Origin of the sequence: Streptomyces griseobrunneus (assembly GCF_046713465.1) — a bacterium.
Taxonomy (GTDB): Bacteria; Actinomycetota; Actinomycetes; order Streptomycetales; family Streptomycetaceae; genus Streptomyces; species Streptomyces microflavus.
On the sequence record NZ_CP177080.1, the window covers coordinates 6,705,787 to 6,730,841 of the forward strand.

The window sequence follows — 25,055 nt, forward strand, 5'->3', positions numbered from 1 at the left end:
GGTCTGTACGCGCTCACGCGTACAGACCCTCACTCCAGCCCGCGCGCCTTCTCGAACCGCGCCCGCGCCTCGCCCAGGTCCACCACCGGGTCCGGGTAGTCCGGCGCGTCCTTCACCTTCCACGGCTCGTGGATCGCGGACCCCTTCACCTCCGCCAGCTCCGGCACCCACCGGCGTACGTAATCGCCGTGCGGGTCGTAGCGCTTGCCCTGGGTCACCGGGTTGAGCACCCGGTTGGGGCGGGTGTCCGTGCCGGTGCCCGCGGCCCACTGCCAGTTGAGCTGGTTGTTGGCGATGTCGCCGTCGACCAGCAGCTCCAGGAAGTGCCGGGCGCCCACCCGCCAGTCCACGTACAGCGTCTTGGTGAGGAAGCTCGCGGCGAGCAGCCGGCCCCGGTTGTGCATCCACCCCTCGTGGGCCAGCTGCCGCATCGCCGCGTCCACCACGGGATAGCCGGTCCGCCCGGTCTTCCAGGCGGTGGTCTCGTCCTCGTCCGAGCGCCAGCGGTCCCGGCGCGGCCGGTAGTCGGACCAGGAGGCGTCGTGGCGGGCGGCCAGCACCTGGTGGTGGAAGTCGCGCCAGGCCAGTTGCCGGACGAACGCCTCCCCGCCCGGCCCGCCCTTCTCCCGCGCCCGGCCGACCAGTTCGGCGGCGGAGACCGTACCGAAGTGGAGGTGGGGGGAGAGCCGGGAGGTGGCGTCCCCGGCGAGATCGTCGTGGCCGTCGGCGTAGTCGGCCATGTCCCCGTCCAGCCACGACGTCACCAGCTTGCGGCCCGCCTGCTCGCCCCCATCGGCGAGACCCGGGGAGAGGTCGGCGAGGTCGTCCCGGGAGGGGAGGGGATCGGAGGAGAGCTCCCCGTCCGGGAGCCGGACCGCGCGGGGTGCGGTCAATGTGCCCCGCACCCCCGCCGCCTCCCAACGGCGGAAGTACGGGGTGAACACCGCGAAGTGGTCCTTGCCCGTCGGGACCACCCGGCCCGGAGCGAGCGCGGTTACCACCGCGTCATGGAGGCGCAGCTCGCAGCCGCTGTCCGCCAGGGCGGTACGCAGCTGCTCCTCGCGCCGTTCGGCGTACCCGCTCACCCCGGCGGCCAGGTGCACCGCCCCCGCCCCGGTCTCCTCGACCAGCCGGCGCACCTCCTTCGCCACCGGGCCGGTACGGATGATGAGCCGGCCGCCCCGTTTCCGTAGCCCGGCGTCCAGGTCCGCCAGGCAGTCGGCGAGGAAGGCGAGCCGGTTGGGGGCGTCGAACCCGGCCCGGTGGACGGCGTCGTCCCGGACGAAGAGCGGGACAACCCGGTCCGCGTCCCGCAGGGCGGAACGCAGCACCGGGTTGTCGTGCAGACGCAGATCGGAGGTGAACAGCACCACCGCGACGTTCATGGAACGGATGCTCCTTGCAGAGAGGGCCGGGGTCGATCGGTCAGGCCGTCGGGAAGTCCATCAGGGCCACCGGGTCGGACGTCGGTTCGGCCGATCCGCCCGCCGGTTCGACCGTGATGCCCATCCCCGTCGCCCGGTCCACGGGCCCGTCCAGCAGCACCGCGTCATCGCTCGCCGCCGGGTCCATCAGACCGGCCGAACGCATCGTGCCCTCGTCGTTGAACCAGAGCTGGTACACCTTGCCGCTCGGCGGCCGCTCCATCCCCGAGGCGAGGAACACGGCCTGGTTCCGGTCCTGCGAGACGACGACGGTGCCGCGGGCCCCGCCGGTCAGCTCGCCCGACGTGGTCTTCGCGTCGGGCGCCGAGAGCACCTGCGCCAGCTGCTCGTTCTGCCGCGTGGCCTGGTTCGCCTCCTGGCGGGCGTCCTGCGCCACCTGGTTCTGCCACACCGCCACTCCGCCGAAGGCGGCCGCCGCCGCGATGCAGGCGGCCAATGCGTAGGCGGACCAGCGGCCGGTGCGGCCGGTGCTGACCGTACGTCCTCGTCTGCCGTGCGCCGGAGCCTCCTGGCGTACGGTCGTGATCTCCCGCAGCACCCTCTCGCGCAGCTCGCGCGGCGGGGTCTCGGCGACAGCGAGCCCGAGCCGGGCGGCCGTGGCCGACAGCTCCCGCACCTCCTGGGTGCAGGCCTCGCAGTCGCCCAGGTGACGCTCGAACTCGCGGCGCTCGTCGTCCGGCAGCGCATGCAGGGCATAGGCCCCGGTCAGCGTGTGCAGATCGGCCGTGGTCATGCGCTCACCCCCAGGCAGTCGCGCAGCCGGATGAGGCCGTCGCGGAGTCGTGTCTTGATGGTTCCCAGCGGCACGGTGAGGAGTTCCGCCACCTCACGGTAGGTCAGACCCCGGTAGTAGGCCAGGGTCACGGACTGCCGCTGGAGCTCGGACAGGGTCCGCAGACAGCGGCGTACCTGCTCTCTCTCCAGCCGCGTCTCCACCTGTTCGGAGACCTCGTCGAAGGCGGGCGTCCGGTCCAGCAGCGCCGCCTTGTGCTCCCGCGCCGCCGACGCCTCGGCCGAGCGGACCCGGTCGACGGCCCGGTGGTGGGCGAGGGTCAGCACCCAGTTCATCGCGCTGCCCCGGGAGGCCTGGAAGCGCGGCGCGGTACGCCACACCTCCACCAGGACCTCCTGGGCGACCTCCTCCGACTGGGCCGGATCGCGGAGCACACTGCGTACGAGCCCGAGCACGGGCCCGGAGACGGCGTCGTACACCTTGGCGAACGCGTTCTGGTCCCCCCGCGCGACCCGGACCAGGAGTTCCTGGAGGTCGGGTCCTGGCGAGGGCACCCCGCGGATCTGTACGGCTTCGTTCACGCGGGTTTCCTCCCGGGAGGTCATCGGTTCCAGGAGTGATTCGGAGCCGACGGCCGTGCGGATTGGTCGAATGCCCGCGATCCTTCCAGACCCGGCCCCGCCCGGCCGTGCGACGCAGCGGTGCGATTCAGCCCCGCGTCCCCACCGGCCCGGTGCGCGGCTCCACCGGCTTCCCCGCGCCCCGCCGGGTGGCGCGCAGGGCGAGGAAGACCAGCAGTCCGAACGGCGAGAGCAGGATCGTCAGGACGAGCAGAGGGCCCATCAGCCACGGGGAGAATCCAAGCTTCCGGGCCTGGAGGAACATCCACTGGCCGACCAGCAGATCCCAGGCGATCACCTGCGCCCACAAGGCCCCGGCGCCCTCGGCCGGCGCTGCCAGCTCCCGGAAGGTGTCGATGTCCGGGCTGCTCACCGCCGTCCAGAGCTCCGGGAAGACCTGCACGGCCAGGACGGTGTAGACGCCGAGGAGCGGCAGGACCGTCAGCGGTGAGGAGACGATGCGGGTGGTGACGGACCACCCGGGAGCGAAGATCATCAGCAGCCAGAACGGGGCGGCCAGATAGAACGTGACCTCGAAGAGGGTGCCGGTCATGCGGTGAACTCCTTGCTGTCGGAAGCCGGTTCGGTCTCTGCGTGTACGGATTCGGGTCCGGGCGCGGTGCGCAGCGCCGCCCATATCCCGGCCGCCACCGCCGCCACCAGCGCCCCGGCCGCTATGAGGGTCGCCGCGTCCGGGTGGATCAGGGGCTGCCCCCGCAGCGCCTGCCAGGTGGTCAGCGCGACGAGGCCCGCGTAACCGGCCGTCGCCACCCGTACGAGACGCAGCCGCACCCCCGCATCGCGCAGCCGGGCGAGCCGGGGGGCGAGCAGCACCAAGGCGATCAGGAACAGCGGGATCAGCTGGAGCGCGTGCATGCCCACGAAGTGCGGGGCCCGCAGATCGCCGCCGGTCGTGGACCAGCCGGTCAGCGGCATCGCGGGGCCGCCGTCCGGCACGCCGACCGAGTGGGCGCCGATCACCTCGGCGGTGTCCAGGTTCCCGGCCGCCTGCTGCTCCGCGCTCGGCAGCGTCATCAGGAAGCCGAGCCCGGCGCCCACCAGGGCGATCAGCACGCCGCCCCGGATCGCCCAGGCCGCCGCCCGGTCCGCGATCCGGGCGCGCAGCAGCAGGATCCCGATCGCCAGGGTCGCCGCCCACAGCACGATGATCGTGATCCCCATCGCGCTGAACAGGGCCGTGTCGAGCGGAGTCGCGGCGTTGAAGTGGCTGCGCTTCCCTCGGACCACCTGCACGGTGATGATCGCCATCTCGACGAGACTCGTGAGGACGACCACGTTCCCCGCCCACCAGCCGGTCCGGCGCCCCCGGGTGAGATGCGCCAGCATCCAGGCCAGCGTCAGGCCGTAGGCGGCGAAGGAGGCGGCGAACTTGAACGGCTTCGCCCAGATCGGGGCTCCCACCAGCACCCGGTCGTCGGCCACGAGGCCCACGGCGGTGACGAGGGCCCAGAGGACCATCGCGGCGGAGAGGACGACTAAGGGGCGATGCCAGGAACGCCAGGACGACATGAGGGGCCCCCGTAAGATGTATGGATAGTGGCACTTACCGCTATCGGTTAGTGGAACTATCTATGATGGGGCTCTGATCTGGCAAGGGCGGAAGGATGAACACGCGGTGCGCATCGGTGAGTTGAGTCGCAGGTCCGGGGTCCCGGTCCCGACGATCAAGTTCTACGTACGGGAGCGGCTCCTGCCCGCAGGAGAGCTGACGAGCCCCAACCAGGCGGACTACGGCCCGGACCACGAGAGGCGGCTGCGCCTGATCCGGGTCCTGCTGGAGGTGGGCGGTCTCTCGCTCGCGGCCATCGGCGAGGTCCTGGAAGCCGCGGACGACCCCGAACAGCCGGTGATACGGGTGCTGGGCCGAGCGGCGGAAGGCGTCCCCCCGCTCGGCGAGGGCGAGGCCGGGCCGGAGCTGGAACAGGCCCGGGAGGATGTGGCCGAGCTGCTGCGGCGGCGCGGCTGGCAGGTCGACGAGGGAGCCTCGGCCGCCGAATCGCTTGCCGGAGTCATCGCCGCACTGCGCGGGGTCGGGCACGGCGGGCTCGTCGACCTGATGGACGTCTACGCGGACGCGGCCGAGACGGTCGCCGGCGCCGACCTCGCCTACGTCATGAGCCGGGTGGCGCGCGAGGAGCTGGTCGAGGGCGTCGTCGTCGGTACGGTCCTGGGCGAGGCGATGTTCGGCGCGCTGCGCAGGCTCGCCCACGAGGACGTCTCGGTCCGGCGGTACGAGTCGCGGGGAGCCGGCGGACCACGGGCCGAGGGCGTCGCTCCGGGCGCCTGACGCCCGCCCGCGCGCGACCGGGTGCCGCAGTCGCGTGGACGCGCACCGGCTGCCGCAGCCACGCGGACGTGCACGGACCCCGCCCGCCGGGAACGGCGGACGGGGTCCGGTGGGCCCTGTGCGGGCCTTGCGGGTGAGACCTCGCGGCAGGCGCCCCTAAGCGGCCGCCCCCGGCCCCTCCTGCTCGCGCTCCACCTGCTCGTTCCACTCGCGCTTGACCTCGCGCCAGGCGTCGTCGTTCTGGCCGAGGCGCCAGTAGCCGGAGATCGACAGCTGCTGGAGGGGGATCTGCCGCTCCACGCGCAGATGGCGGCGGATCTCCTTCACGGAGGCCGCCTCCCCGTGCACGAACGCCTGGACCTCGCCCTCGGGGAAGTCCAGCTCCTTCACGGCTGCGGTCAGCAGCTCGCCGACCGGCCGGTCGCCGCGGTGCAGCCAGGTCACGGCCACCCCGTCGGGCGTCACGATCTTCTGCTCCTCGGAGGCGTCCAGCACCTCGACGAAGGCGTGCACCAGGGCGCCCGCGGGCATCTGCTCCAGCGACGCGGCGATCGCCGGCAGGGCGCTCTCGTCGCCGGCCAGGAGGTGCCAGTCGGCCGAGGCCTGCGGCCCGTAACCGCCGCCGGGGCCGAGGAAGGTAACCTGCTCGCCCACCTGGGCACGCTGCGCCCACGGTCCCGCGAGGCCCTCGTCGCCGTGGACGACGAAGTCCACGGCCATCTCCCGGGCGGCCGGGTCCCACGAACGCACCGTGTACGTGCGCGTGGTGGGCCACAGCTCGCGCGGGTGGCTCTCGCGGATGGCGGCGATGTCGAACGGGTGCGCGTAGTCCGCGCCCTCGGGCGCGAAGCACAGCTTGATGTAGTGGTCGGTGAAGCCGGAGAGGGAGAAGTCGGCGAGCCCTTCGCCGCCGAGGACCACCCGCACCATGTGCGGGGTGATCTGCTCGGTGCGCACGACCTGCGCCCCCTGGGCCTTGGGTCCTTGCCGGGCCGGCCGCTCTGCCACGAGGTACTCCCTGGGTTCGACGTACGGGCACGCGCGTCGGGTGGACGTGCCGGTGCGGCGTACATATCGGCGCACCGGGCCCGGACACCTCCGGCCCCGATGACTTAGGTATGCCTAAGTTAACACCTCAGGCATGAAGAGTGGTGAGGAGCCGCTGAAGCGCCCCGCCCAGCCCCCACTGGTCCGCAAGCGCTTCCAGCGCGGCCGGATCGCGCGGCTCACGCGGCAGCGCCGGGTCGAAGTCGGGCAGCGGCACATCCTGGGCCACCCGCACGACCTTCGGCGCGACCGCCACATAGTCCCGCGCCTCGTCCAGCCGCTTGCGCTGCGAGGGGGTCAGCTTCGCGGCCGGATCGTCCACCGCCGCCATGATCCCGGCCACGTCCCCGTAGGCGTCCAGCAGCTTGGCCGCCGTCTTCTCGCCGATGCCGGGCACGCCCGGGAGGCCGTCGCTCGGGTCGCCGCGGAGCAGGGCCAGATCCACATAGCCCGCGCCGTCCACCCCGTACTTCTCGCGGAGCCACGCCTCGTCCGTCATCTGGAGCGTGCCGACGCCCTTGAGCGGATAGAGCACCCGCACCTGACGGGCGTCGTCGACCAGCTGGTAGAGGTCGCGGTCGCCGGTCACGATGTCCACCGGCCCGGTCGCGCGGGCGGTGAGCGTGCCGATCACGTCGTCCGCCTCGTACGGCGTGACGCCGATCCGGGCGATCCCGAGCGCGGCCAGCACGTCCTCGATGATCGGGACCTGTGGGGAGAGCGTGTCTGGGATCTCCTCCTCGTCGGTCTGCCCGGCGGGCGTCTGCACGGCCACCCGGTGCGCCTTGTACGTCGGGATCAGGTCCACCCGCCACTGCGGGCGCCAGTCGTTGTCCCAGCAGGCGACCAGATCGTCCGGCCGGTGGTCCTGCACCAGGCGGGCGATGAAGTCGAGGAGTCCGCGCGCGGCGTTGACCGGGGTCCCGTCCGGCGCGCGCACCGAGTCGGGGACGCCGAAATAGGCGCGGAAGTAGAGGGAGGCGGTGTCGAGGAGCATCAGGCGTCGCGTCACGGAACCGATGATGCCCCACACCACTGACAGTCGCCGTCGATGGCTCCCGGTGACCGGAAACCGCCCTGCCCGTGACCTGGATCACTGTTGTGTTTGTGCTGTGTAAGTAGGGGCAGGCGCGCCACCGGAGCGGACCACGTCGCATTTTCACCTTGCGTACGTGCCATGCGGACCGAACCCGCACCGCTCCACGGTCTGCCGGCGGGGGTGGCAGACCGTTTTTCAGTTCAACCCGTGAGGTGTATGTGTCCAGGCTGCAAGCCGAGAACTTGTACAAAGTGTTCGGCCGACGACCCGATCAAGCCGTCCGAAAGCTGGAGAGCGGCACCGACCGCGACGAACTCCGCGCCGAAGGAACGACCGCAGCGGTGATCGACGCCTCCTTCACGGTGGAGCCGGGCCAGATCTTCGTCGTCATGGGCCTGTCCGGTTCGGGCAAGTCCACGCTGCTACGGATGCTCAACGGGCTGCTCGAACCCACCGCCGGACGCGTGCTCTTCGACGACCAGGATCTGACCGCCCTGAGCCCCCGCGAGCTGCGCCATGTGCGCTCCTCCAAGATCAGCATGGTCTTCCAGCACTTCGCGCTCTTCCCTCACCGAAGTGTCCTGGACAACGCCGCGTACGGCCTTGAGGTCCAGGGTGTACCCCGTTCCGAGCGGATCAGGCGTGCCACCGAGGCGCTGGAGCTCACCGGTCTCGCCGGCTGGGAGAACTCCTGGCCCGACGAACTGTCCGGCGGTATGCAGCAGCGCGTCGGCCTCGCCCGCGCGCTCGCCACCGACGCGGATCTGCTCCTCATGGACGAGTCCTTCAGCGCGCTCGACCCGCTGATCCGGCGCGACATGCAGGACCAGCTCCTGGAGCTCCAGAAGCGGCTGAAGAAGACCATCGTCTTCATCACCCACGACCTCAACGAGGCCATGCGCCTGGGCGACCGGATCGCCGTGATGCGCGACGGGAAGATCGTCCAGCTCGGCACCGCCGAGGACATCCTCGTCACCCCGGCCAACGACTACGTCGCCTCCTTCACCCAGGACGTCGACCGCTCCCGGGTGCTCACCGCGGGCGCCATCATGGCCGAACCGCACACCGTCATGGGCTCCACCACGAAGGACGGCAAGGAGCTGCGCACCCCGCAGGACGTCATCGCGGCGGCCCCCGCCACGGTCTCGGAGTCCACGCCGATCATCGAGCTGTTCACCCCCTGCTCGCAGAGCGGGGACCCGGTGGCCGTGACCGACGCCAAGGGCAGGCTCGTCGGTGTCGTCCCGAGCTCCCGGCTGCTCGCCGTGCTCGGCGACCCGATGACTCCCACCGAGACCATGAAGGGCTCCGAGGCGCCGTCCGCGACGCTCTCCGACAACGATGCCGTGAAGAAGGTGGCCAGTGTTTAGGCTCCCTCTCGGCGAATGGGTCGACTCCGCCGTCGACTGGCTCCAGACCCACCTCGCCTGGCTCTTCGACGCGATCAGCTCCGTCGTCAGCGGCATGTTCGACGGCATAGCCGCCGTACTCTCCGCCCCCCACCCGCTCCTCTTCGCGGGCATCGTCGCGGTCATCGCCTGGTGGCTGCGCGGCCTGCCGGCCGGGCTGCTGAGCTTCGTCGGCTTCGCCCTCATCGACTCCGTCGAGCTGTGGGCCGAGGCGATGGACACCCTCACCCTGGTGCTCGTCGCGACCCTCGTCACACTGGTCATCGCCGTCCCGCTCGGCATCTGGGCCTCCCGGTCCAAGACCGTCAGCGCGGTGGTCCGGCCGGTCCTCGACTTCATGCAGACCATGCCCGCCATGGTCTACCTGATCCCCGGCGTCATCTTCTTCGGCGTCGGCGTGGTCCCCGGCATCATCGCCACCATCATCTTCGCGCTGCCCCCGGGCGTCCGGATGACCGAACTCGGCATCCGCCAGGTCGACGGCGAACTCGTCGAGGCGGCCGAGGCCTTCGGTACCACCTCGCGCAACACCCTGCTGCGGGTCCAGCTGCCGTTGGCGCTGCCCACGATCATGGCGGGCATCAACCAGGTCATCATGCTGGGCCTGTCCATGGTCGTCATCGCGGGCATGGTCGGTGGCGGCGGCCTCGGTGGCTCCGTCTACCGTGCCATCGGCAACATCGACGTCGGTCTCGGCTTCGAGGCGGGGATCTCCATCGTCATCCTCGCCATGTACCTGGACCGGATGACCGGCGCGCTCGGCCGCGAGGTCTCCCCGCTGGCCCGACGCGCGGCCGCCAGGGTCCAGGCCTCGGCCGAGGGCTGGAAGATCTGGACCTACCGTCCGCAGCCCGTCGTCGCGGTCGCCGGCATCGTCGCCCTCGCGCTCGTCGCGGGCGGCATGGGCATCTTCGGCGGCTCCGCCAAGGACACCGCGTCCGGCGCGGGCGCGCAGGTCGGCGACGGCAAGAAGGTCTCCATCGGCTACATCCCGTGGGACGAGGGCATCGCCTCCACCTTCCTCTGGAAGGAGATGCTGGAACAGCGCGGCTACGAGGTCGACGTCAAGCAGTACGAGGCCGGCTCGCTCTACACCGGCATGGCCAACGGCCAGATCGACTTCCAGACCGACTCCTGGCTCCCCACCACCCACGCCAGCTACTGGGAGAAGTACCAGGACCGCCTGGAGGACCTCGGCGCCTGGTACGAGCCCACCTCGCTGGAGCTCGCCGTCCCCGCGTACATGAAGGACGTCCGGTCGATGGACGACCTCAAGGGGCGGGCCTCGGAGTTCAAGGGCCGGATCGTCGGCATCGAGCCGAGCGCCGGTGAGATGGGCCTGCTCAAGGACAAGCTCCTGCCGGGCTACGGCCTGGACAAGGAGTACAAGCTCATCGACGGCTCCACGCCGTCCATGCTGGCCGAGCTGAAGCGCGCGTACGCCAAGAAGGAACCGATCGTCGTTCCGCTCTGGTCGCCGCACTGGGCGTACAACGAGTACGACCTCACCAAGCTCAAGGACCCCAAGAAGCTCTGGGGCGAGGGCGACGGCGTCCACACCCTGGCGCGCAAGGGCTTCTCCGCGGAGAACCCCGTGGTCGCCAAGTGGCTCAAGGACTTCAAGATGAGCGAGAAGCAGCTCACCAGCCTTGAGGCCGAGATCCAGAAGGCCGGCTCCGGCAAGGAACAGGAGGCCGTCCGCACCTGGCTGAAGGCCAACCCGGGCGTCGCCGGGAAGTGGTCCCCGGCCCCGAAGGACGCCAAGGCCGCCCCCGGGGGCAAGGACGAGCGTGACCGTGCCCTGGAGGTCGCCTGGTTCCCCTGGGAGGAGGACATCGCCGCCACGTACCTGTGGAAGGCGGTCCTGGAGGAGCGCGGCTACAAGATCAACCTCAAGCAGTTCGAGGTCGGCCCGATGTACGCCGCCATGTCGCGCGGCCAGATCGACGTGCAGTTCGACGGCTGGCTGCCGTACACCCAGAAGAATTACTGGGACAAGTACGGCGACAAGCTGACGGACATCGGCTCCTGGTACGGGCCGACCTCCATCGAGGTCGCGGTCCCCGACTACGTCAAGGACGTCAGGACCCTCGACGACCTCAAGGGCAAGGGCTCCGACTTCAAGGGCCGGATTGTCGGCATCGAGCCCGGCACCGCGACCATGGAGAACCTCAAGAAGAACGTTCTGCCGCAGTACGGCCTGGACAAGGAGTACGAGGTCCTGGACTCCTCCACGCCCGGCATGCTCGCCGAGCTGAAGCGCGCGTACGCCAAGAAGGAGCCCATCGCCGTCCTGCTCTGGACCCCGCACTGGGCGTACAACGAGTACGGCATGACCAAGCTGAAGGACCCGAAGAAGGCGTTCGGTGACGGCGACCGGCTGCACACCATCGCCTCCAAGGAGTTCCCGAAGCAGTACCCGCAGCTGACGAAGTGGTTCAAGGACTTCGAGCTGAGCGAGAAGCAGCTCGGCGGACTGGAGAACGAGATCCAGAAGCGCGGTGCGGGCCACGAGGAGGAAGCCGTGAAGGCCTGGATGGGCGACAACCCGGGCATCGCGGACGCCCTGGCACCCCAGTAGGGGATCCAGGGCCGGAAAAGCGCAGGTGAGGGGTGGGCGCCGCCGTCGGGCGGGGCCCACCCCTTCCGGCTGTCCGGGGGCCGTTTACCGGACGTCTTGCGTAACCATGTGCGTAAGGTGCTGGCAGCCGGGAGGATGGCTGAGGCGGGAGGGAGCCGGTTCATGGACGACAAGGACACACCGCGCGTGGGTGCCGCGGTCCGCCGTCGGCGCCGCACCCTGGGCCTCACGCTGGCCGTGGTCGCCGGGCGCAGCGGGCTCTCCGTGCCCTTCCTCAGCCAGATCGAGAACGAGCGCGCCCGCCCCAGCGCCCGCTCCCTCGACCGGGTCGCCGAGGCGCTGGAGACCACCACCTCACGGCTGCGGGCCGCCGCCGACTCGGCGCGCGCGGTCGATGTCGTACGGGGCGAGGAGGGCGACGGCGTACGCCGGGTGGTGCGCGGGCGCCACCAGCTCAGCGCCCTGGAGTTCACCGGCGAACAGGACCTCGGGCGCGAGTTCCAGCACCGCAACGACGAACTGATGTACGTCGTCGAGGGCGCCGCCGAGGTGGAGGCCGAGGGCCAGGCGTACCGGCTGGAGCGCGGCGACACTCTCTTCCTCTCCGGTGGCGTGCGGCACCGCTGGCGGGCCACCCGGCCCGGCACCCGGCTGCTGCTCGTCGCGGTCGCGGAGCACATCGACGCCACGTACGACTCCCGCCGCTGAGAGCCGGGACCCCACCATGCCGATGCGCGTCGTCTCCCTGGTCCCCTCCCTCACCGAGGCCGTCGCCGCCACCGCCCCCGGGCTGCTCACCGGGGTCACCGACTGGTGCACGCACCCCGCCGGCCTCACCGCCGCCCGGATCGGCGGCACCAAGAACCCGGACGTGGCCGCCATCACCGCCCTCGCGCCCGATCTCGTCATCGCCAACGAGGAGGAGAACCGCGCCCCCGACCTCGCCGCCCTCCGCCAGGCCGGGCTCGATGTCCTGGTCACCGAGATCCGCACCCTGGACCAGGCCTTCGCCGAACTGGACCGGGTCCTCACCACCGGCTGCGGCCTGTACCGCCCCCGCTGGCTCGACGAGGCCGAGGCCGCCTGGGCCGCGCTGCCCGCCCCTTCCGGGAGCCCGCGCCCCGCGATCGTGCCGATCTGGCGCAGACCCTGGATGGTGCTCGGCAGCGACACCTTCGCCGGTGACCTGCTCGCCCGCCTCGGGGTGCGCAACGTCTACGCGGACCACGCCGATCGCTACCCGCGCATCCCGCCGGACGAGCTGAACGGATCCGGGGCCGAGCTGGTCGTGCTGCCCGACGAGCCCTACCGCTTCACCGCCGACGACGGACCCGAGGCCTTCCCCGGACTGCCCGCGGCCCTCGTCGACGGCCGCCTGCTCACCTGGTACGGGCCGTCGCTGCTGCAGGCTGCACAGGAGCTGCCGTCAGCGCTCCGCTGACCACCCCTCGCACGGTCCGCGTCCCGGCCACCGCCCACGCGACCACCAGGAACACATACAGCGCCACGGCCAGCCAGGTCAGGGCGTCCAGACCGGTGTGCCGGGCCAGCCCGGCCGCCCCGGTCACACACGTACCCACAGGGAACGTGAACGCCCACCATGTCATCGCGAAACCCATACCGTCACGCGTCGCCCTTATGACCATCGCCCCGGCCAGCGCCAGCCACAGCAGCGCGAAGCCCATCACCGGCACCCCATAGAGCACCGCGAACGCGCCGAAGGCCGAGGCATATGGCCCCGCGACCGCCCCCGGAGCCGCGTCGGCCAGCTGGTTGACGGCCGTCGTCGACTGGCCCAGCGGCCCCAGCACCAGAAACAACGTCGGGGTCAGCGCGAGCGGCAGCGGCCCCTGGTGGACGAGCCGGGCGAAGACGAGCGGCAGCACCACCAGCGTGGCCAGCAGCGACAGCCCGAACATCGCGTAGCAGGCCAGCAGCAGCGCCTCCCGTCCCTGCCCGGCCGCCACGTGGGGCACCAGCAGCGCGCCCTGCGAGGCCGAGACCATCGGGGCGACCAGCGGCAGCAGCCAGACCGGCGACGCGGTCCCGGGCGCGGGACGGTGGCGTACGACCATCAGGTACGGGACCACGACGGCGGCCACCAGACCGATCGCCGTCCCCGCGACGAACAGCACCACATCCACGGCAAGAGCGGCCGGTACGCCGACGACGTCCCGGCCCACCGTCAGCGTGGCCCCGCCGACCGCGAGCAGCGCCATGGCCAGGCACCCGTAGAAGGGGGCGACGGCCGGATCCAGGAGGTGGGCGCGGGCCTGGTCGCGGTGGTGGAGCCAGTGGCCGGCGCGGGCGGCGAGGACGGTGGCGAGCAGGACGGCCGACAGCGCCCACACCACCGTGCAGGCGGCGCGCAGGCCGGTGATGTCCACCGGGAGCGCCACCCCGGCGCTCGCGACGATCGCGGTGCCCATGACGCTCGCGTACCAGTTCGGGCCGATGTGCCGCAGGGACGGCAGCCGCCCCGCACCCCCCTGCGCGCCCGTCCGGTGGGGGAGGAGGGCGATGACAGGGAGCGGTCCGGCGGTCCGGGTCTGCGGAAAGATGGCCATGCCACGATTCTTCGCGCGCCCGTCGCCGCCCACCAGGGACCCCGTTCCTATGAGGTCATAAGCTGGCTTTATGCCCAGCGACGACCAAGCCCCCCGCGCCCCCCTCTCCCACCGGGTCCCCGACCTCGGAGCGCTGGAGCTGCTGCTCGCCGTCGCCCGGCACGGCAGCCTGGGACGGGCCGCCAAGGACGTCGGCATCACCCAGCCCGCCGCCTCCAGCCGCATCCGGTCCATGGAACGGCAGCTCGGTGTCGCCCTGCTCGACCGCTCCCCGCGCGGCTCCCGGCTGACCGACGCGGGCGCGCTCGTCACCGACTGGGCGCGCCGGGTGGTGGAGGCCGCAGAGTCGTTCGACGCGGGGGCCCAGGCGCTGCGCGACCGGCGGGACTCCCGGCTGCGGGTCGCGGCCAGCATGACGATCGCCGAGTACCTGCTGCCCGGCTGGCTGATCGCCCTGCGCGCGGAGCGCCCGGACACGGCCGTCTCGCTGCTCGTCGGCAACTCGGCGGATGTCGCCCGCCGCCTGGTCACCGGCGAGGCCGATCTGGGCTTCGTCGAGGGCCTGTCGATACCGGAGGGCCTGGACGGCACCGTCATCGCCCACGACCGCCTCGTCGTCGTGGTCGCCCCCAGCCACCCGTGGGCCCGTCGCCGCACCCCGCTGCTCCCCGACGAACTGGCCGCCACCCCGCTGATCCTGCGCGAGCGCGGCTCCGGCACCCGGCAGGTCCTGGACGCGGCCCTAGCCGTCCACGGCGGCCTCGCCCAGCCCTTGCTGGAGCTCTCCTCCACGACCGCCGTGAAGGGAGCGGCCGAGAGCGGCGCCGGACCCTGCGTCCTGAGCGAACTGGCCCTCGGCGAGGAGCTGTCGTCCCGCCGCCTGGTCAAGATCCCGGTCGCCGGTGTACGGCTGCGCCGCCAGCTGCGGGCCGTCTGGCCGGCGGGTCACCGCCCCACCGGACCGGCCCGCGACCTGCTCTCCCGCACCGGCCGGGACCCGGTGACCTCCGCCCCGTAACCGTGCCCGCAACCGCTTCGAACACGCTGTGGACGCCGCCTAGAGTGGCTCCATGAGCTTCGCGACACCGCCCGGCTGGTACCCGGACGCGGGGACACCCGGCACCGAGCGCTGGTGGGACGGCACGGCCTGGACCGCCCACACCCGCCCCCTCGCCGTCGCGCACCCCGTCCCGTACGAGCCGGTGCACGAGGCGTACGCTCCCCAGGCGTTCGGACCCCCGCCTTCTTTTCGGGGCGGCAGCCGTACGCGAGTCCTGGCCATCGCGCTCTCGGGCCTGCTGGTCCTGGGCGCGGCCACCGCAGCCTTCCTCCTGCTGGGCCCCGACGACAGCGGTACGCGAACGGCCCCGGCGCCGAGCACCTCCGACCCGGCCCCCACCGCACCCGCCACCTCCACGGCCTCCGCCACGCCCTCCGGCGAAGGCGGCCCGGCCGGCGACCCCGCCGTCCTCGTCGACCAGCTCAACGGCATCACGCTGGTGGTGCCCGACGGCTGGGAGAAAGCGAAGAACACCTCCGACGACGCCCCCGCCATCCGTACCCCCGTCTCCTACGACTGCCCCGGCACCGCCGCGTCCTTCTGCTACCGGGGCACCGTCTCCACCCGCACCGCCCGGGCCGGCCAGACCGACCCGAAGGCCATCGCGGAGGCCGACATCACCGCCGCCGCCGACCGGGCCTACGAGGAAGACGTCCTCGGGCAGCGCACCCACGGCGGAATCACGTCCCACAAGGTGCTCAAGGCGGAGCCGGTGACCGTCACCGGACGCACCGGGTACCTGGTGCGCTGGCAGGTCGTCACCGCGAAGGGCCCCGGCGGGGTGGTGCAGTCCGTGGCCTTCCCCTCGGAGACGGGCAGCGGGGCGCCGGTGATCGTCCGGCTCGCCTTCGACGCGGACCGGCCGGAGCTGCCGGTCTCGCTGATGGACACGATCACCCGGTCCATCCGCCCGATCGGGGACAGCGCCACCAGCGGCGGCGTGGGCGCGTCGATCGGCCCCTGAGCCACGTCACGCCGGGTTCAGAGGAAGGTCTTCCCCTCGCCCCGGTACGTCGGAACGGTCGCCGTGATCCGGTCGCCCTCGATCAGCTGCAGCGCGTCGAAGCGCTCGCACAGCTCCCCGGCCTTGGCGTGCCTGAACCAGACCTTGTCACCGATCAGCAGATCGTCGGCGGGGGAGCCCAGCAGCGGCGTCTGGACCTCGCCCGCGCCCTCCTGCGGGTCGTAGCGCAGCCCTTCCGGGAGGTACGGAACCGGGGAGCGGTCCGCCCCGGCCGCGCCGGATGCCGGATAGCCGCCGCCGAGCACCGTCACCACGCCCACGCCCGGCCGACGCACCACGGGCTGTGCGAACAGCGCGGCCGGGCGGGCGCTGAACGACGTGTAGTTGTCGAAGAGACGGGGCACGTACAGCCCCGACCCCGCCGCGATCTCCGTCACCGCGGCCTCGGCCGCCGTGTGCTGCACGCTGCCGGTGCCGCCGCCGTTCACGAACTCCAGGTCCGGGGCGACCGCGCGGACCGCCCGCACCACCTCGGCCCGCCGGGCCGCCAGCTCCTTGCGGGCGGCGGCCTGCATCAGCCGGATCGCCCGGGACCGCAGCGGCCGCCCCACCAGAGAGTCGCCGACCCCGGCGACATGCCCCTCGTACGCCATCAGCCCCACGGGCTTGAAGCCCGGCCTGCGGGCCACCGAGCGGGCCAGCTCGGCGAGCTGGGCGGGGGAGCGCAGCGGTGAACGCAGTGCCCCGATCCGGATGCGGCCCCCCAGCAGCTGGAGCGAGGTGTCGAGCTCCAGGCAGACCCGGATCTCCTCCTGCCCGCCGGCCCGGGAGGCGTCGATCAGCTCCAGCTGGGAGTGGTCGTCCACCATCACCGTCACCGCGCCGGCCAGCTTCGGATCGGCGGCCAGCTCGGCGAAGCCTCCCCGGTCGGCCGACGGATAGGCGAGCAGGACGTCCTCGAAACCGGCCCGGGCCAGCCAGAGCGACTCCGCCAGCGTGAACGACATGATCCCGGCGAATCCGGGGCGCGCGAGCACCCGCTCCAGCAGGGCCCGGCACCGCACGGACTTGCTCGCGACCCGGATCGGCTTCCCGCCCGCCCGGGCCACCAGATCGTCGGCGTTGTCGTCGAAGGCGGCCAGATCGACGATCGCGATCGGGGCGTCGAGATGGGCGGTGGCCCGGTCGTACCGGGTCCGGTCAGCGGTGCGGGCAGTCATGGCCGCAGCTTGCCAGAGAGCCGCTACGGCTGGGTAGGGGACGTTCGGGGCAGATCCGCCGAGGCCGGGCGTCCCGTTCCCCGTGGTGCGCCCGCAGCCCGTAGAGTGACGGGCACGCGAGCACCAACGCGCCTGACGGTGGCGGTGATCCGTGGTCGGTACGGGGACGTGAACCAGGGGGCCGGATGAGTACCGAAGCGCAGCGCGCTCCTGTGCCGCCCCGCCCGACGACACCACCGTCACCGACGCCCCCGCCACCTGCGCCGACGTCTCGCACGGCGCGCGCCCCACAGGCATCGGGCGCCCCACAGGCATCGGGCGCCGCATCCGCACAAGCTGCCCCACAGGCACGGCCCGCCCCGGCGGCCCCGCGCCCCTCCCAGGCGCCGCCCGCCCCACCCGTACCACCGAACACGGCGGCCCCCGCGGCCCCGACGGCGCCCGCACCGCCCGGCCCCGTACCGCAGGCGCCCGCGCCTCCCGCCGCCCCGTACCCCACGCACCCCGGTTCCGGGCCGCCCGCCGCCTTCACCACCCGGCGCAGGCCCGTGGGGGCCGTCGACCTGACCCCCGCGCCGGGGGCCGCCCCGCCGCCCCCGGGCGCGTACCGGGTACCGGCCCGCTACGGCTACCCCGAGACCCCCGTGGAGACCACCACCCGGCTCCGCCCGGTCCCGCCCCGGCAGCGGTGGCGGGGCGCCGCGGCCGCCGCCTGCGTCGTCCTCGGCCTCGGGCTGATCGGCGGCGCGGCCACCGGGGCCTGGCTGACCGGCGACTCCTCCGCCGAACCCACCCGGACCCCGTACACCACCGGCCGTACCGTCTGGCACAGCGTCCCCGTCGACACGCTCTTCCCGCGCACGCTCAAGGGCACCGGGGCCGGACCCGGCGGTACGAACCGCAACTGGACCCGGCTCGCCGTCGCCCCCGACAGCGACTGCTCCAAGGGGCTCGACCCGCTGCTGCGCACCACTCTCCGGTCCGTCGGCTGCGAGCGGATGGTGCGAGCCACCTACACCGACGCGACCCGCTCCGCCGTCACCACCGTCGGCATGGTCGTCACCGAGACGGACGCCGCGGGGATGCAGGCCCTGAGCACCCGGTTCGCCGAGCAGAAGCTCGCCGCGCGCAAGGACCTGATGCCGCGTACGTACGCCCCCGAGGGCACCCTCGCCGCCGGTTTCGGCGACCGGCAGCGCGCCAGCTGGACCGTCCGGCCGCTCACCGAGATCCCGGTCGTCGTCTTCGCCGTCTCCGGCTTCGCCGACGCGCGCACCGTCGACGAGCCGCAGCCCGCCGAGGCGGCGCTGGAGACACCCGCCACCACGGACATCGCCCAGGCCGGGCTCGGCCACGAGGCGAAGGGCATCGCGGACCGGGTGGAGCGAGGGGTGCGCACGACCGTCACCGATCTCGTGGAGCCGCCCGAATGACCCGACGACGACCCCACCGCGCCCTCGCCGCGGTCTGCGCCGCCGCCGTCCTCGCGCTCACCCCCGTCCCCGCCCACGCGGACGCCATCCGCGACCAGCAGTGGGCCCTCGCGGCGATGCACACCGACCGCGCCTGGCAGACCACCCAGGGCCGGGGCATCACCGTCGCGGTCCTGGACACCGGGGTCGACGGCTCCCACCCCGACCTCGTGGGCCAGGTGCTCCCCGGAAAGGACCTCGTCGGCTTCGGTGCCACCCTGGGCGATTCCTCCTGGGCCCTGCACGGCACCGCGATGGCCGGGATCATCGCCGGACGCGGCAACGGACCGGGCCGCGCCGACGGCATCCTCGGCATCGCGCCCGAGGCCAGGATCCTTCCCGTCCGGGTGATCCTGGAGTCCAAGGACCCGGCCCGTGCCAAGGCCCGCAAGACCCGGGGCACCGCGCTCGCCGACGGCATCCGCTGGGCCGCCGACAACGGCGCCGACGTCATCAACCTCTCCCTGGGCGACGACAGCGAGTCCGCCCACCCGGACCCCGGCGAGGACTCCGCCATCCAGTACGCCCTGTCCAAGGGCATCTCCCTGGTCGCGTCCGCGGGCAACGGCGGCGAGAAGGGGGACCGGATCTCCTACCCGGCCGCCTACCCGGGCGTGATCGCGGTCGCCGCCGTCGACGAGTACGGCACGCACGCCTCCTTCTCCACCCGCCGCTGGTACGCCACCGTCAGCGCCCCCGGCGTGGACATCGTCGTCGCCAACCCGGACGGCCACTACTACATCGAGTGGGGCACCTCGGCGGCCGCCGCCTTCGTCTCCGGCGCCGTCGCCCTGGTCCGCGCGGCCCATCCCGGCCTCGACCCCGCCCAGATCAAGAAGCTGCTCGCGGACACCGCCCGGGACGCCCCCACCGAGGGGCGCGACGACGCCCGGGGCTACGGCATCGTCGACCCGGCGGAGGCCATCGAAGGGGGCTCCCGGCTGCGCCCCGGGGACCTCAGCGCCCAGGCCGCCACGGCGGGCCACCGCAAGAACTACTTCGGCCCCGGCCCCACCCCGCCGCCCGCCGGCGACGACCCGGTCAACTGGGCGGCCCCGCTCGCGGGCGGCTTCGGCGCGGCCCTGCTGGCAGCGGCCGTCGTCCTGTGGCGCGGCCGCAACGCCCCCGGTCGCCGCTGAACCCCCGGCCCCGGCGGCCGAGGGCCGCACGTCCAGGCACTACGCTCGTCCCGTGGCGCTCAAGAACATCCCGGACTCCGGTTTCTCCGACGACGACGGCTCGGCATCTCCCGCCCTGACCAGCGCACTCGACGCCTGGTCGCGGGACCGGAGCGCCGTCGGCCCGGTCCTGGCGGCCCTCAGGGAGGCCCGCCTCCTGGTCCCCGTCGTCGCTGTCCTCGGTGAGGTGGAGGAGGACGAGAACGGGCTGCGGCGCGAGAAGACCAGCGACATGGCCGTCCCCACCCTCAAGGCGGGTGACCGGCGTGCGCTGCCAGCCTTCACCTCGACCGGCTCGCTGGCCCGCTGGGACCCCGAGGCGCGCCCCGTCGCCGTACCGCTGCACCAGGCCCTCCAGGCCGCCGCGCACGAGAAGGCCGACACCGTGGTGCTGGACCTTGCCGGGCCCGTCGCCTTCGAGCTGACCGGCCAGACGCTCCTGGCCCTGGCGGAGAACCGCACCAGCACCGACCCGCTCCAGGACCCCGCGGTGATCGACGCGGTACGGGACGTGGTCGCCGCCGAGCCCGCCGTGCTCCGCGCCCACCTCGGCCCGGGCCCGGCGGACGGCACCCTCGCCCTCGTCCTCGCCCCGGACGCGGCTCCCGCCGCGGCGGCCCGCCGGGTCGCCGAGGCGCTCTCCGGCAGCGAGGCGCTGAGGGCCCGGCTGGTCGGCGGACTGGACCTGGCGCTGCTGCCGGCCGGGGCCGCCGCACCGGGGGAGCCGCTGTTCAGCCGCTGAACGCGGACACGCGAGAGCCCGCCGCCCCGGCAACGGGGAGGCGGGCTCACGTACGTACGAGGAGGGTGTCTAGCCGTAGACCGGGCCCGTGTACTTCTCGCCGGGACCCTGGCCGGGCTCGTCCGGCACCAGCGAGGCCTCGCGGAAGGCGAGCTGGAGGGACTTGAGGCCGTCGCGCAGCGGCGACGCGTGGAAGGTGCTGATCTCCGTGGTGCTCGCGTCCAGCAGCCCGGCCAGCGCCTGGACCAGCTTGCGGGCCTCGTCGAGGTCCTTGTGCTCCTCGCCCTCCTCGGTGAGGCCGAGCTTCACCGCGGCGGCGCTCATCAGGTTGACGGCGACCGTCACGATCACCTCGACGGCCGGGACCTCCGCGATGTCGCGGGCCATGGCGTCGAAGCCGGGATTCTCAGTGCTGGGGGTCGCGTCACTCATGCCCACACGATAAGGCCAGGGAGCGGCCGCCCTGTCCGCGGGAGTCGCGCAGGCTGCGGATTAGCGCCTCCGCGAGCGGGCTGCTAACCTTGTGTAACGACCGGCCGGACACCTATGTGCCCGGCCCACAAGTGGAGGCTCCGATCTCCCACCCGACTGTCCTCACGGACGGCGGGTCACCGGTCAGGCGGTCCCCATCGTTCCGTACGGACGATGGAGCCGCTCGATGCGCCCCGCGGTTGACCGCGGCGGTGCTCCGGTATTTCCAGGAGCCCCGCCTGTGTCCCGTCCGGGGCATTTTTGCCGTTCCGGCTCGGTTGGTCTTGACGTCACACACGTAACGCGGCTGTCCGCCAGGCGGTCGCGTGGTGCTACCGAGGAGGATCCATCAGCGCCGAGCCCCGCATCAACGACCGGATTCGCGTTCCCGAGGTCCGACTTGTCGGTCCCAGCGGCGAGCAGGTCGGGATTGTTCCGCTTGCCAAGGCCCTGGAACTCGCACAGGAGTATGACCTCGACCTGGTCGAGGTGGCGGCGACAGCCCGTCCGCCCGTGTGCAAGCTCATGGACTACGGGAAGTTCAAGTACGAGTCGGCCATGAAGGCCCGTGAGGCGCGCAAGAACCAGGCGCACACGGTCATCAAGGAGATGAAGCTCCGGCCGAAGATCGACCCGCACGACTATGACACCAAGAAGGGTCACGTCGTCCGGTTCCTCAAGCAGGGCGACAAGGTCAAGATCACGATCATGTTCCGTGGTCGTGAGCAGTCCCGCCCCGAGCTGGGCTTCCGACTGCTCCAGCGTCTCGCTTCGGACGTGGAGGACCTGGGCTTCATCGAGTCCAACCCGAAGCAGGACGGCCGGAACATGATCATGGTTCTGGGCCCGCACAAGAAGAAGACCGAAGCCATGGCCGAGGCCCGCGAGGCCCAGGCCGCCCGCAAGGCGGAGCGTCAGGGTACGACCGACGCACCTTCCGAGGGTGACACCGCCGAGGCTCCGGCCGAAGCGGCCGAGGCTCCGGCCGAGACACCTTCCGAGGCGTGACCTTCGGGGGCTGCCATCCAGGCGCCCCCGGGTCCCCCCGGAATCCCATAGAGATCTGACGCCCCTGCAGTCCGGTGCCCAGCACCGCGAGGGGCGCCACTGACGAGGAGAGAACGGCGCGATGCCGAAGAACAAGACGCACAGCGGTGCCAGCAAGCGCTTCAAGATCACCGGCTCCGGCAAGGTGCTCCGCGAGAGGGCCGGCAAGCGCCACCTGCTCGAGCACAAGTCGTCCAAGAAGACCCGCTCGCTGACCGGCACGGTCGTCGTGGCTCCGGCCGACGTCAAGAAGATCAAGAAGCTTCTCGGCAAGTGAGGCTCGGCCCCCGGTCCGTTCCGGGGGCACGACCTCGATCACACCGGGACCAATTCGTTTCCGGGCCGTGTGAAGACACCCACGGCCCCGCTACAAGGAGTTAACAAGTGGCACGCGTCAAGCGGGCAGTCAACGCCCACAAGAAGCGCCGGGCAATCCTCGAGGCGGCCAAGGGCTACCGCGGGCAGCGTTCGCGCCTGTACCGCAAGGCCAAGGAACAGGTCACCCACTCCCTGGTCTACAACTACAACGACCGCAAGAAGCGCAAGGGCGACTTCCGTCAGCTGTGGATCCAGCGCATCAACGCCGCTGCCCGCCAGAACGGCATGACGTACAACCGCCTCATCCAGGGTCTGAAGGCCGCCAACATCGAGGTGGACCGCAAGATCCTGGCCGAGCTCGCGGTCAACGACGCCAACGCGTTCGCCGCTCTCGTCGAGGTCGCTCAGAAGGCCCTCCCGAGCGACGTCAACGCCCCGAAGGCCGCCTGATCCAGGCGCCACCTTCCAGGTACGTGAACCGGACCCGCAGGCGCACGCCGTCTGCGGGTCCGGTGCGTTGCCGCTGAACTTCACCGCCGTCACCAGAGAGGCTCGCCGCCGACCATGGGCACCCCCGAACTGATCTCCCCGCGCTCCCCGCGCGTCGCCGCCGCCCGCCGGCTGGCCCGCCGCAACTTCCGCGGCAAGGAGCGCAGGTTCATCGCCGAGGGGCCCCAGGCCGTACGCGAGGCCGCCGCCCACCGGGGCGGTGACGGCGAGCCGACGCTCATCGAGCTGTTCGCCACCCCCGAGGCCGCCGACCGGTACGCCGACATCATCGACGCCGCCCATACGGCGGGCGCCCGGGTCCACCTGGCCGGCGACGACGTCCTCGCCGACGTCTCGCAGACCGTCACCCCGCAGGGCCTCATCGGCGTCTGCCGGTTCCTGGACTCCCCGTTCCAGGAGATCCTGGACGCGAAGCCCACCCTGGTGGCCGTTCTGGCCAACGTCCGCGACCCCGGGAACGCCGGTACGGTACTGCGCTGCGCCGACGCGGCCGGCGCGGACGCCGTGGTGCTGACCGACGCCTCCGTGGATCTGTACAACCCCAAGTCCGTACGGGCGTCCGTCGGTTCGCTCTTCCACCTGCCCGTCGCCGTCGGCGTCCCCGTCGAGCAGGCCGTGCAGGGGCTCCGGGACGCCGGGGTGCGCATCCTCGCCGCCGACGGGGCCGGGGCCGACGACCTGGACGACGAGCTGGACGCGGGCACCATGGGCGGGCCCACCGCCTGGGTCTTCGGCAACGAGGCCTGGGGCCTGCCCGAGGAGACCCGCGCCCTTGCCGACGCCGTCGTCCGCGTCCCCATCCACGGCAGGGCGGAGAGCCTCAACCTGGCCACCGCCGCCGCCGTCTGCCTCTACGCCTCCGCCCGCGCCCAGCGCCCGCGTCGCGCCTCCGAGGCGTAACTCCTGGGCTTCCGACGGTCCGTCACCGATCGGTCCCGGCCATTCCGCTTTCCCGCCCACCGGCGCACTCCCACCGCGCGCCCCCACAGGGTGTCGCCGGTTCGCCGGCGACTAGTAGGGTGACGAACTCGGGGGCCCACTGCACCGGTTCGAGAGGTGGGGATACGGGAGAATGGCTGTCGGCATGAGCTCGCCGGGACCGGCGCAAACCGCCGCCGCGCGCGCCGCGGGCGAGGACCGGGGAGGGGAAACGGCCGCTCCGGACACCACCGGCACCGCACACCTGGACGCCCTCTCCACCGGCATCGACCCCGACGACCTTCCCGACGGGCTCGTCGTCGCCGACGAGAGCGGCCGCGTCATCTGCTTCAACGCCGCCGCCGCCCGCATCACCGCCACCCCCGGCACCGAGGCGATCGGCCGCCCCCTGGACGTGGCCCTCCCGCTGGAGGACCTCAAGGGGAAGCGCTGGTGGACGCTGACCGACCCGTACGGCGGCCTCGCCACCCGTAACGGCCAGCCCGAGCGGAACCTGCTGCTGCCCGGCGGCCGTGAGGTGCTGGTCTCCGCCCGTTACGTACGCGAGCACCCGCTCGGCCCGGTGCGCCGGGTGGTCGTCTCGCTGCGCGGCACCGAGGCCCGCCGGCGTACCGAACGCAGCCACGCCGAGCTGATCGCCACCGTCGCCCACGAGCTGCGCTCCCCGCTGACCTCCGTCAAAGGCTTCACCGCCACCCTGCTCGCCAAGTGGGAACGGTTCACCGACGACCAGAAGCGGCTGATGCTGGAGACCGTCGACGCCGACGCCGGCCGGGTCACCCGGCTCATCGCCGAGCTGCTCGACATCTCCCGGATCGACTCCGGCCGCCTGGAGCTGCGCCGCCAGCCGGTCGACATCTCCGCCGCCGTCGCCCGCCACATCCAGGCCCTCATCGCGGGCGGCCAGGACCCCGAGCGCTTCCGGGTCCGCGCCCGGGGGCCGCTGCCCGACCTGTGGGCCGACCCCGACAAGATCGACCAGATCCTCGGGAACCTCCTGGAAAACGCGGTGCGCCACGGCGAGGGAACCGTCACCATGGAGATCGCCCCCGCACCCGCGCCGGGGACGAGCGACGAGATGGGAACGGCTGTCACCGTGAGCGACGAAGGCCCCGGCATCCCCGAGGAGTCGATGGGCCGTGTCTTCACCCGCTTCTGGCGGGGGAGCAAGCGCGGCGGCACCGGGCTGGGCCTGTACATCGTCAAGGGCATCGTCGAGGCCCACGGCGGCACCATCACCGTCGGCCGGGGGCCCGGCGGCGGAGCCGAGTTCCGATTTATTCTGCCCGTGAGCATGCCCGCCTACCTGGTGTGAGCGGCCCACGGGCGCCCCGACCGTCCTGCGGCCTTTAGACTCGACCTTTGGCACCTTTGCGTCCTCCAGT

Annotated in this window: 25 protein-coding genes; 15 read left to right on the top strand and 10 right to left on the bottom strand. The window is 72.4% G+C overall.

Annotated features, from left to right (window positions below; translation table 11 throughout):
• Nucleotides 1-29 precede the first annotated feature (29 nt).
• From ACK8N7_RS30540 to ACK8N7_RS30560, 5 genes are all read right to left on the bottom strand, one after another.
• Complete coding sequence (locus tag ACK8N7_RS30540) at nt 30-1,385, bottom strand: cryptochrome/photolyase family protein (RefSeq protein WP_500444596.1); 1,356 nt, start codon at nt 1,383-1,385, stop codon at nt 30-32.
• Nucleotides 1,386-1,425: 40 nt separating this feature from the next.
• Nucleotides 1,426-2,178: an anti-sigma factor gene (locus tag ACK8N7_RS30545; RefSeq protein WP_403211984.1), complete on the bottom strand. Its 753-nt coding sequence runs from the start codon at nt 2,176-2,178 to the stop codon at nt 1,426-1,428.
• The gene (locus ACK8N7_RS30550) at nt 2,175-2,759 is read right to left on the bottom strand and encodes a sigma-70 family RNA polymerase sigma factor (RefSeq protein ID WP_403211986.1); all 585 of its coding nucleotides are present in this window, start codon (nt 2,757-2,759) and stop codon (nt 2,175-2,177) included. The genes ACK8N7_RS30545 and ACK8N7_RS30550 overlap by 4 nt, the downstream gene beginning before the upstream one ends.
• Nucleotides 2,760-2,886: 127 nt before the next feature.
• Nucleotides 2,887-3,351 carry an ABA4-like family protein gene (locus ACK8N7_RS30555; RefSeq protein ID WP_500444597.1) on the bottom strand — a complete coding sequence of 155 codons (465 nt, stop codon included), beginning with the start codon at nt 3,349-3,351 and terminating at the stop codon, nt 2,887-2,889.
• A complete protein-coding gene (locus tag ACK8N7_RS30560) occupies nt 3,348-4,277 on the bottom strand; it encodes a hypothetical protein (RefSeq protein WP_500444598.1) in 930 nt (309 codons plus the stop codon). The genes ACK8N7_RS30555 and ACK8N7_RS30560 overlap by 4 nt, the downstream gene beginning before the upstream one ends.
• A 157-nt stretch (nt 4,278-4,434) precedes the next feature.
• Between ACK8N7_RS30560 and ACK8N7_RS30565 the strand changes: the two genes are divergently transcribed.
• Nucleotides 4,435-5,106, top strand: coding sequence for a MerR family transcriptional regulator (locus ACK8N7_RS30565; RefSeq protein ID WP_403211992.1), 672 nt, complete (start codon nt 4,435-4,437; stop codon nt 5,104-5,106).
• Between the two features lie 156 nt (nt 5,107-5,262).
• On the opposite strand, the gene ACK8N7_RS30570 is transcribed toward ACK8N7_RS30565, so the two are convergent.
• Nucleotides 5,263-6,114 carry a siderophore-interacting protein gene (locus tag ACK8N7_RS30570; RefSeq protein WP_500444599.1) on the bottom strand — a complete coding sequence of 284 codons (852 nt, stop codon included), beginning with the start codon at nt 6,112-6,114 and terminating at the stop codon, nt 5,263-5,265.
• 127 nt (nt 6,115-6,241) lie between these two features.
• Nucleotides 6,242-7,150: a 5'-3' exonuclease gene (locus ACK8N7_RS30575; protein WP_403212263.1), complete on the bottom strand. Its 909-nt coding sequence runs from the start codon at nt 7,148-7,150 to the stop codon at nt 6,242-6,244.
• A gap of 260 nt (nt 7,151-7,410) precedes the next feature.
• Here ACK8N7_RS30575 and ACK8N7_RS30580 point away from each other — a divergent pair, with 260 nt between their 5' ends.
• From ACK8N7_RS30580 to ACK8N7_RS30595, 4 genes are all read left to right on the top strand, one after another.
• Complete coding sequence (locus ACK8N7_RS30580) at nt 7,411-8,562, top strand: quaternary amine ABC transporter ATP-binding protein (RefSeq protein ID WP_403211996.1); 1,152 nt, start codon at nt 7,411-7,413, stop codon at nt 8,560-8,562.
• Complete coding sequence (locus ACK8N7_RS30585; protein WP_403211998.1) at nt 8,555-11,182, top strand: ABC transporter permease/substrate binding protein; 2,628 nt, start codon at nt 8,555-8,557, stop codon at nt 11,180-11,182. The genes ACK8N7_RS30580 and ACK8N7_RS30585 overlap by 8 nt, the downstream gene beginning before the upstream one ends.
• 162 nt (nt 11,183-11,344) lie before the next feature.
• Nucleotides 11,345-11,890 (top strand): helix-turn-helix domain-containing protein, encoded by a 546-nt coding sequence (locus ACK8N7_RS30590; protein WP_403212000.1) that lies wholly within the window; start codon nt 11,345-11,347, stop codon nt 11,888-11,890.
• 22 nt (nt 11,891-11,912) lie between these two features.
• Nucleotides 11,913-12,623, top strand: coding sequence for a helical backbone metal receptor (locus ACK8N7_RS30595; RefSeq protein WP_403212265.1), 711 nt, complete (start codon nt 11,913-11,915; stop codon nt 12,621-12,623).
• Here ACK8N7_RS30595 and ACK8N7_RS30600 read toward each other — a convergent pair.
• Nucleotides 12,562-13,749 carry a TDT family transporter gene (locus ACK8N7_RS30600; RefSeq protein WP_500444600.1) on the bottom strand — a complete coding sequence of 396 codons (1,188 nt, stop codon included), beginning with the start codon at nt 13,747-13,749 and terminating at the stop codon, nt 12,562-12,564. The two genes, ACK8N7_RS30595 and ACK8N7_RS30600, sit on opposite strands and share 62 nt — an antisense overlap.
• Nucleotides 13,750-13,819: 70 nt before the next feature.
• On the opposite strand from ACK8N7_RS30600, the gene ACK8N7_RS30605 reads away from it, so the two are divergent.
• Both ACK8N7_RS30605 and ACK8N7_RS30610 read left to right on the top strand, forming a co-directional pair.
• Entirely contained in the window at nt 13,820-14,767 is a 948-nt protein-coding gene (locus ACK8N7_RS30605; RefSeq protein WP_403212004.1) for a LysR family transcriptional regulator, read from the top strand.
• Between the two features lie 52 nt (nt 14,768-14,819).
• Nucleotides 14,820-15,773 carry a DUF2510 domain-containing protein gene (locus ACK8N7_RS30610; protein ID WP_500444601.1) on the top strand — a complete coding sequence of 318 codons (954 nt, stop codon included), beginning with the start codon at nt 14,820-14,822 and terminating at the stop codon, nt 15,771-15,773.
• 17 nt (nt 15,774-15,790) lie between these two features.
• Here ACK8N7_RS30610 and ACK8N7_RS30615 read toward each other — a convergent pair whose 3' ends face one another.
• Nucleotides 15,791-16,993: an amino acid deaminase/aldolase gene (locus tag ACK8N7_RS30615; protein WP_500444602.1), complete on the bottom strand. Its 1,203-nt coding sequence runs from the start codon at nt 16,991-16,993 to the stop codon at nt 15,791-15,793.
• A gap of 548 nt (nt 16,994-17,541) precedes the next feature.
• Here ACK8N7_RS30615 and ACK8N7_RS30620 point away from each other — a divergent pair.
• Genes ACK8N7_RS30620 through ACK8N7_RS30630 form a run of 3 tightly spaced genes read left to right on the top strand, consistent with a single transcriptional unit; the run spans nt 17,542 to nt 20,385 of the window.
• Entirely contained in the window at nt 17,542-18,426 is an 885-nt protein-coding gene (locus ACK8N7_RS30620) for a hypothetical protein (protein WP_500444603.1), read from the top strand.
• Entirely contained in the window at nt 18,423-19,604 is a 1,182-nt protein-coding gene (gene mycP / locus ACK8N7_RS30625; protein ID WP_500444604.1) for a type VII secretion-associated serine protease mycosin, read from the top strand. The genes ACK8N7_RS30620 and mycP overlap by 4 nt, the downstream gene beginning before the upstream one ends.
• Before the next feature lie 52 nt (nt 19,605-19,656).
• Nucleotides 19,657-20,385, top strand: coding sequence for an SseB family protein (locus ACK8N7_RS30630; RefSeq protein WP_500444605.1), 729 nt, complete (start codon nt 19,657-19,659; stop codon nt 20,383-20,385).
• A 69-nt stretch (nt 20,386-20,454) separates the two neighbouring features.
• Here ACK8N7_RS30630 and ACK8N7_RS30635 read toward each other — a convergent pair whose 3' ends face one another.
• Nucleotides 20,455-20,817: a DUF1844 domain-containing protein gene (locus ACK8N7_RS30635; RefSeq protein WP_032758388.1), complete on the bottom strand. Its 363-nt coding sequence runs from the start codon at nt 20,815-20,817 to the stop codon at nt 20,455-20,457.
• A gap of 387 nt (nt 20,818-21,204) precedes the next feature.
• Between ACK8N7_RS30635 and infC the strand changes: the two genes are divergently transcribed.
• The 5 genes from infC (at nt 21,205) to ACK8N7_RS30660 (ending at nt 24,985) form a co-directional block, all read left to right on the top strand.
• Nucleotides 21,205-21,864, top strand: a complete 660-nt coding sequence (infC, locus tag ACK8N7_RS30640; protein ID WP_403212267.1) for a translation initiation factor IF-3 — start codon at nt 21,205-21,207, stop codon at nt 21,862-21,864.
• Nucleotides 21,865-21,985: 121 nt separating this feature from the next.
• Nucleotides 21,986-22,180 carry a 50S ribosomal protein L35 gene (rpmI, locus tag ACK8N7_RS30645; RefSeq protein ID WP_266808799.1) on the top strand — a complete coding sequence of 65 codons (195 nt, stop codon included), beginning with the start codon at nt 21,986-21,988 and terminating at the stop codon, nt 22,178-22,180.
• A 107-nt stretch (nt 22,181-22,287) separates the two neighbouring features.
• Entirely contained in the window at nt 22,288-22,671 is a 384-nt protein-coding gene (gene rplT / locus ACK8N7_RS30650) for a 50S ribosomal protein L20 (protein WP_007457565.1), read from the top strand.
• A gap of 114 nt (nt 22,672-22,785) precedes the next feature.
• Nucleotides 22,786-23,631, top strand: a complete 846-nt coding sequence (locus ACK8N7_RS30655) for a TrmH family RNA methyltransferase (protein WP_403212017.1) — start codon at nt 22,786-22,788, stop codon at nt 23,629-23,631.
• 172 nt (nt 23,632-23,803) lie between these two features.
• Nucleotides 23,804-24,985: a sensor histidine kinase gene (locus tag ACK8N7_RS30660; protein WP_500444606.1), complete on the top strand. Its 1,182-nt coding sequence runs from the start codon at nt 23,804-23,806 to the stop codon at nt 24,983-24,985.
• Nucleotides 24,986-25,055 lie beyond the last annotated feature (70 nt).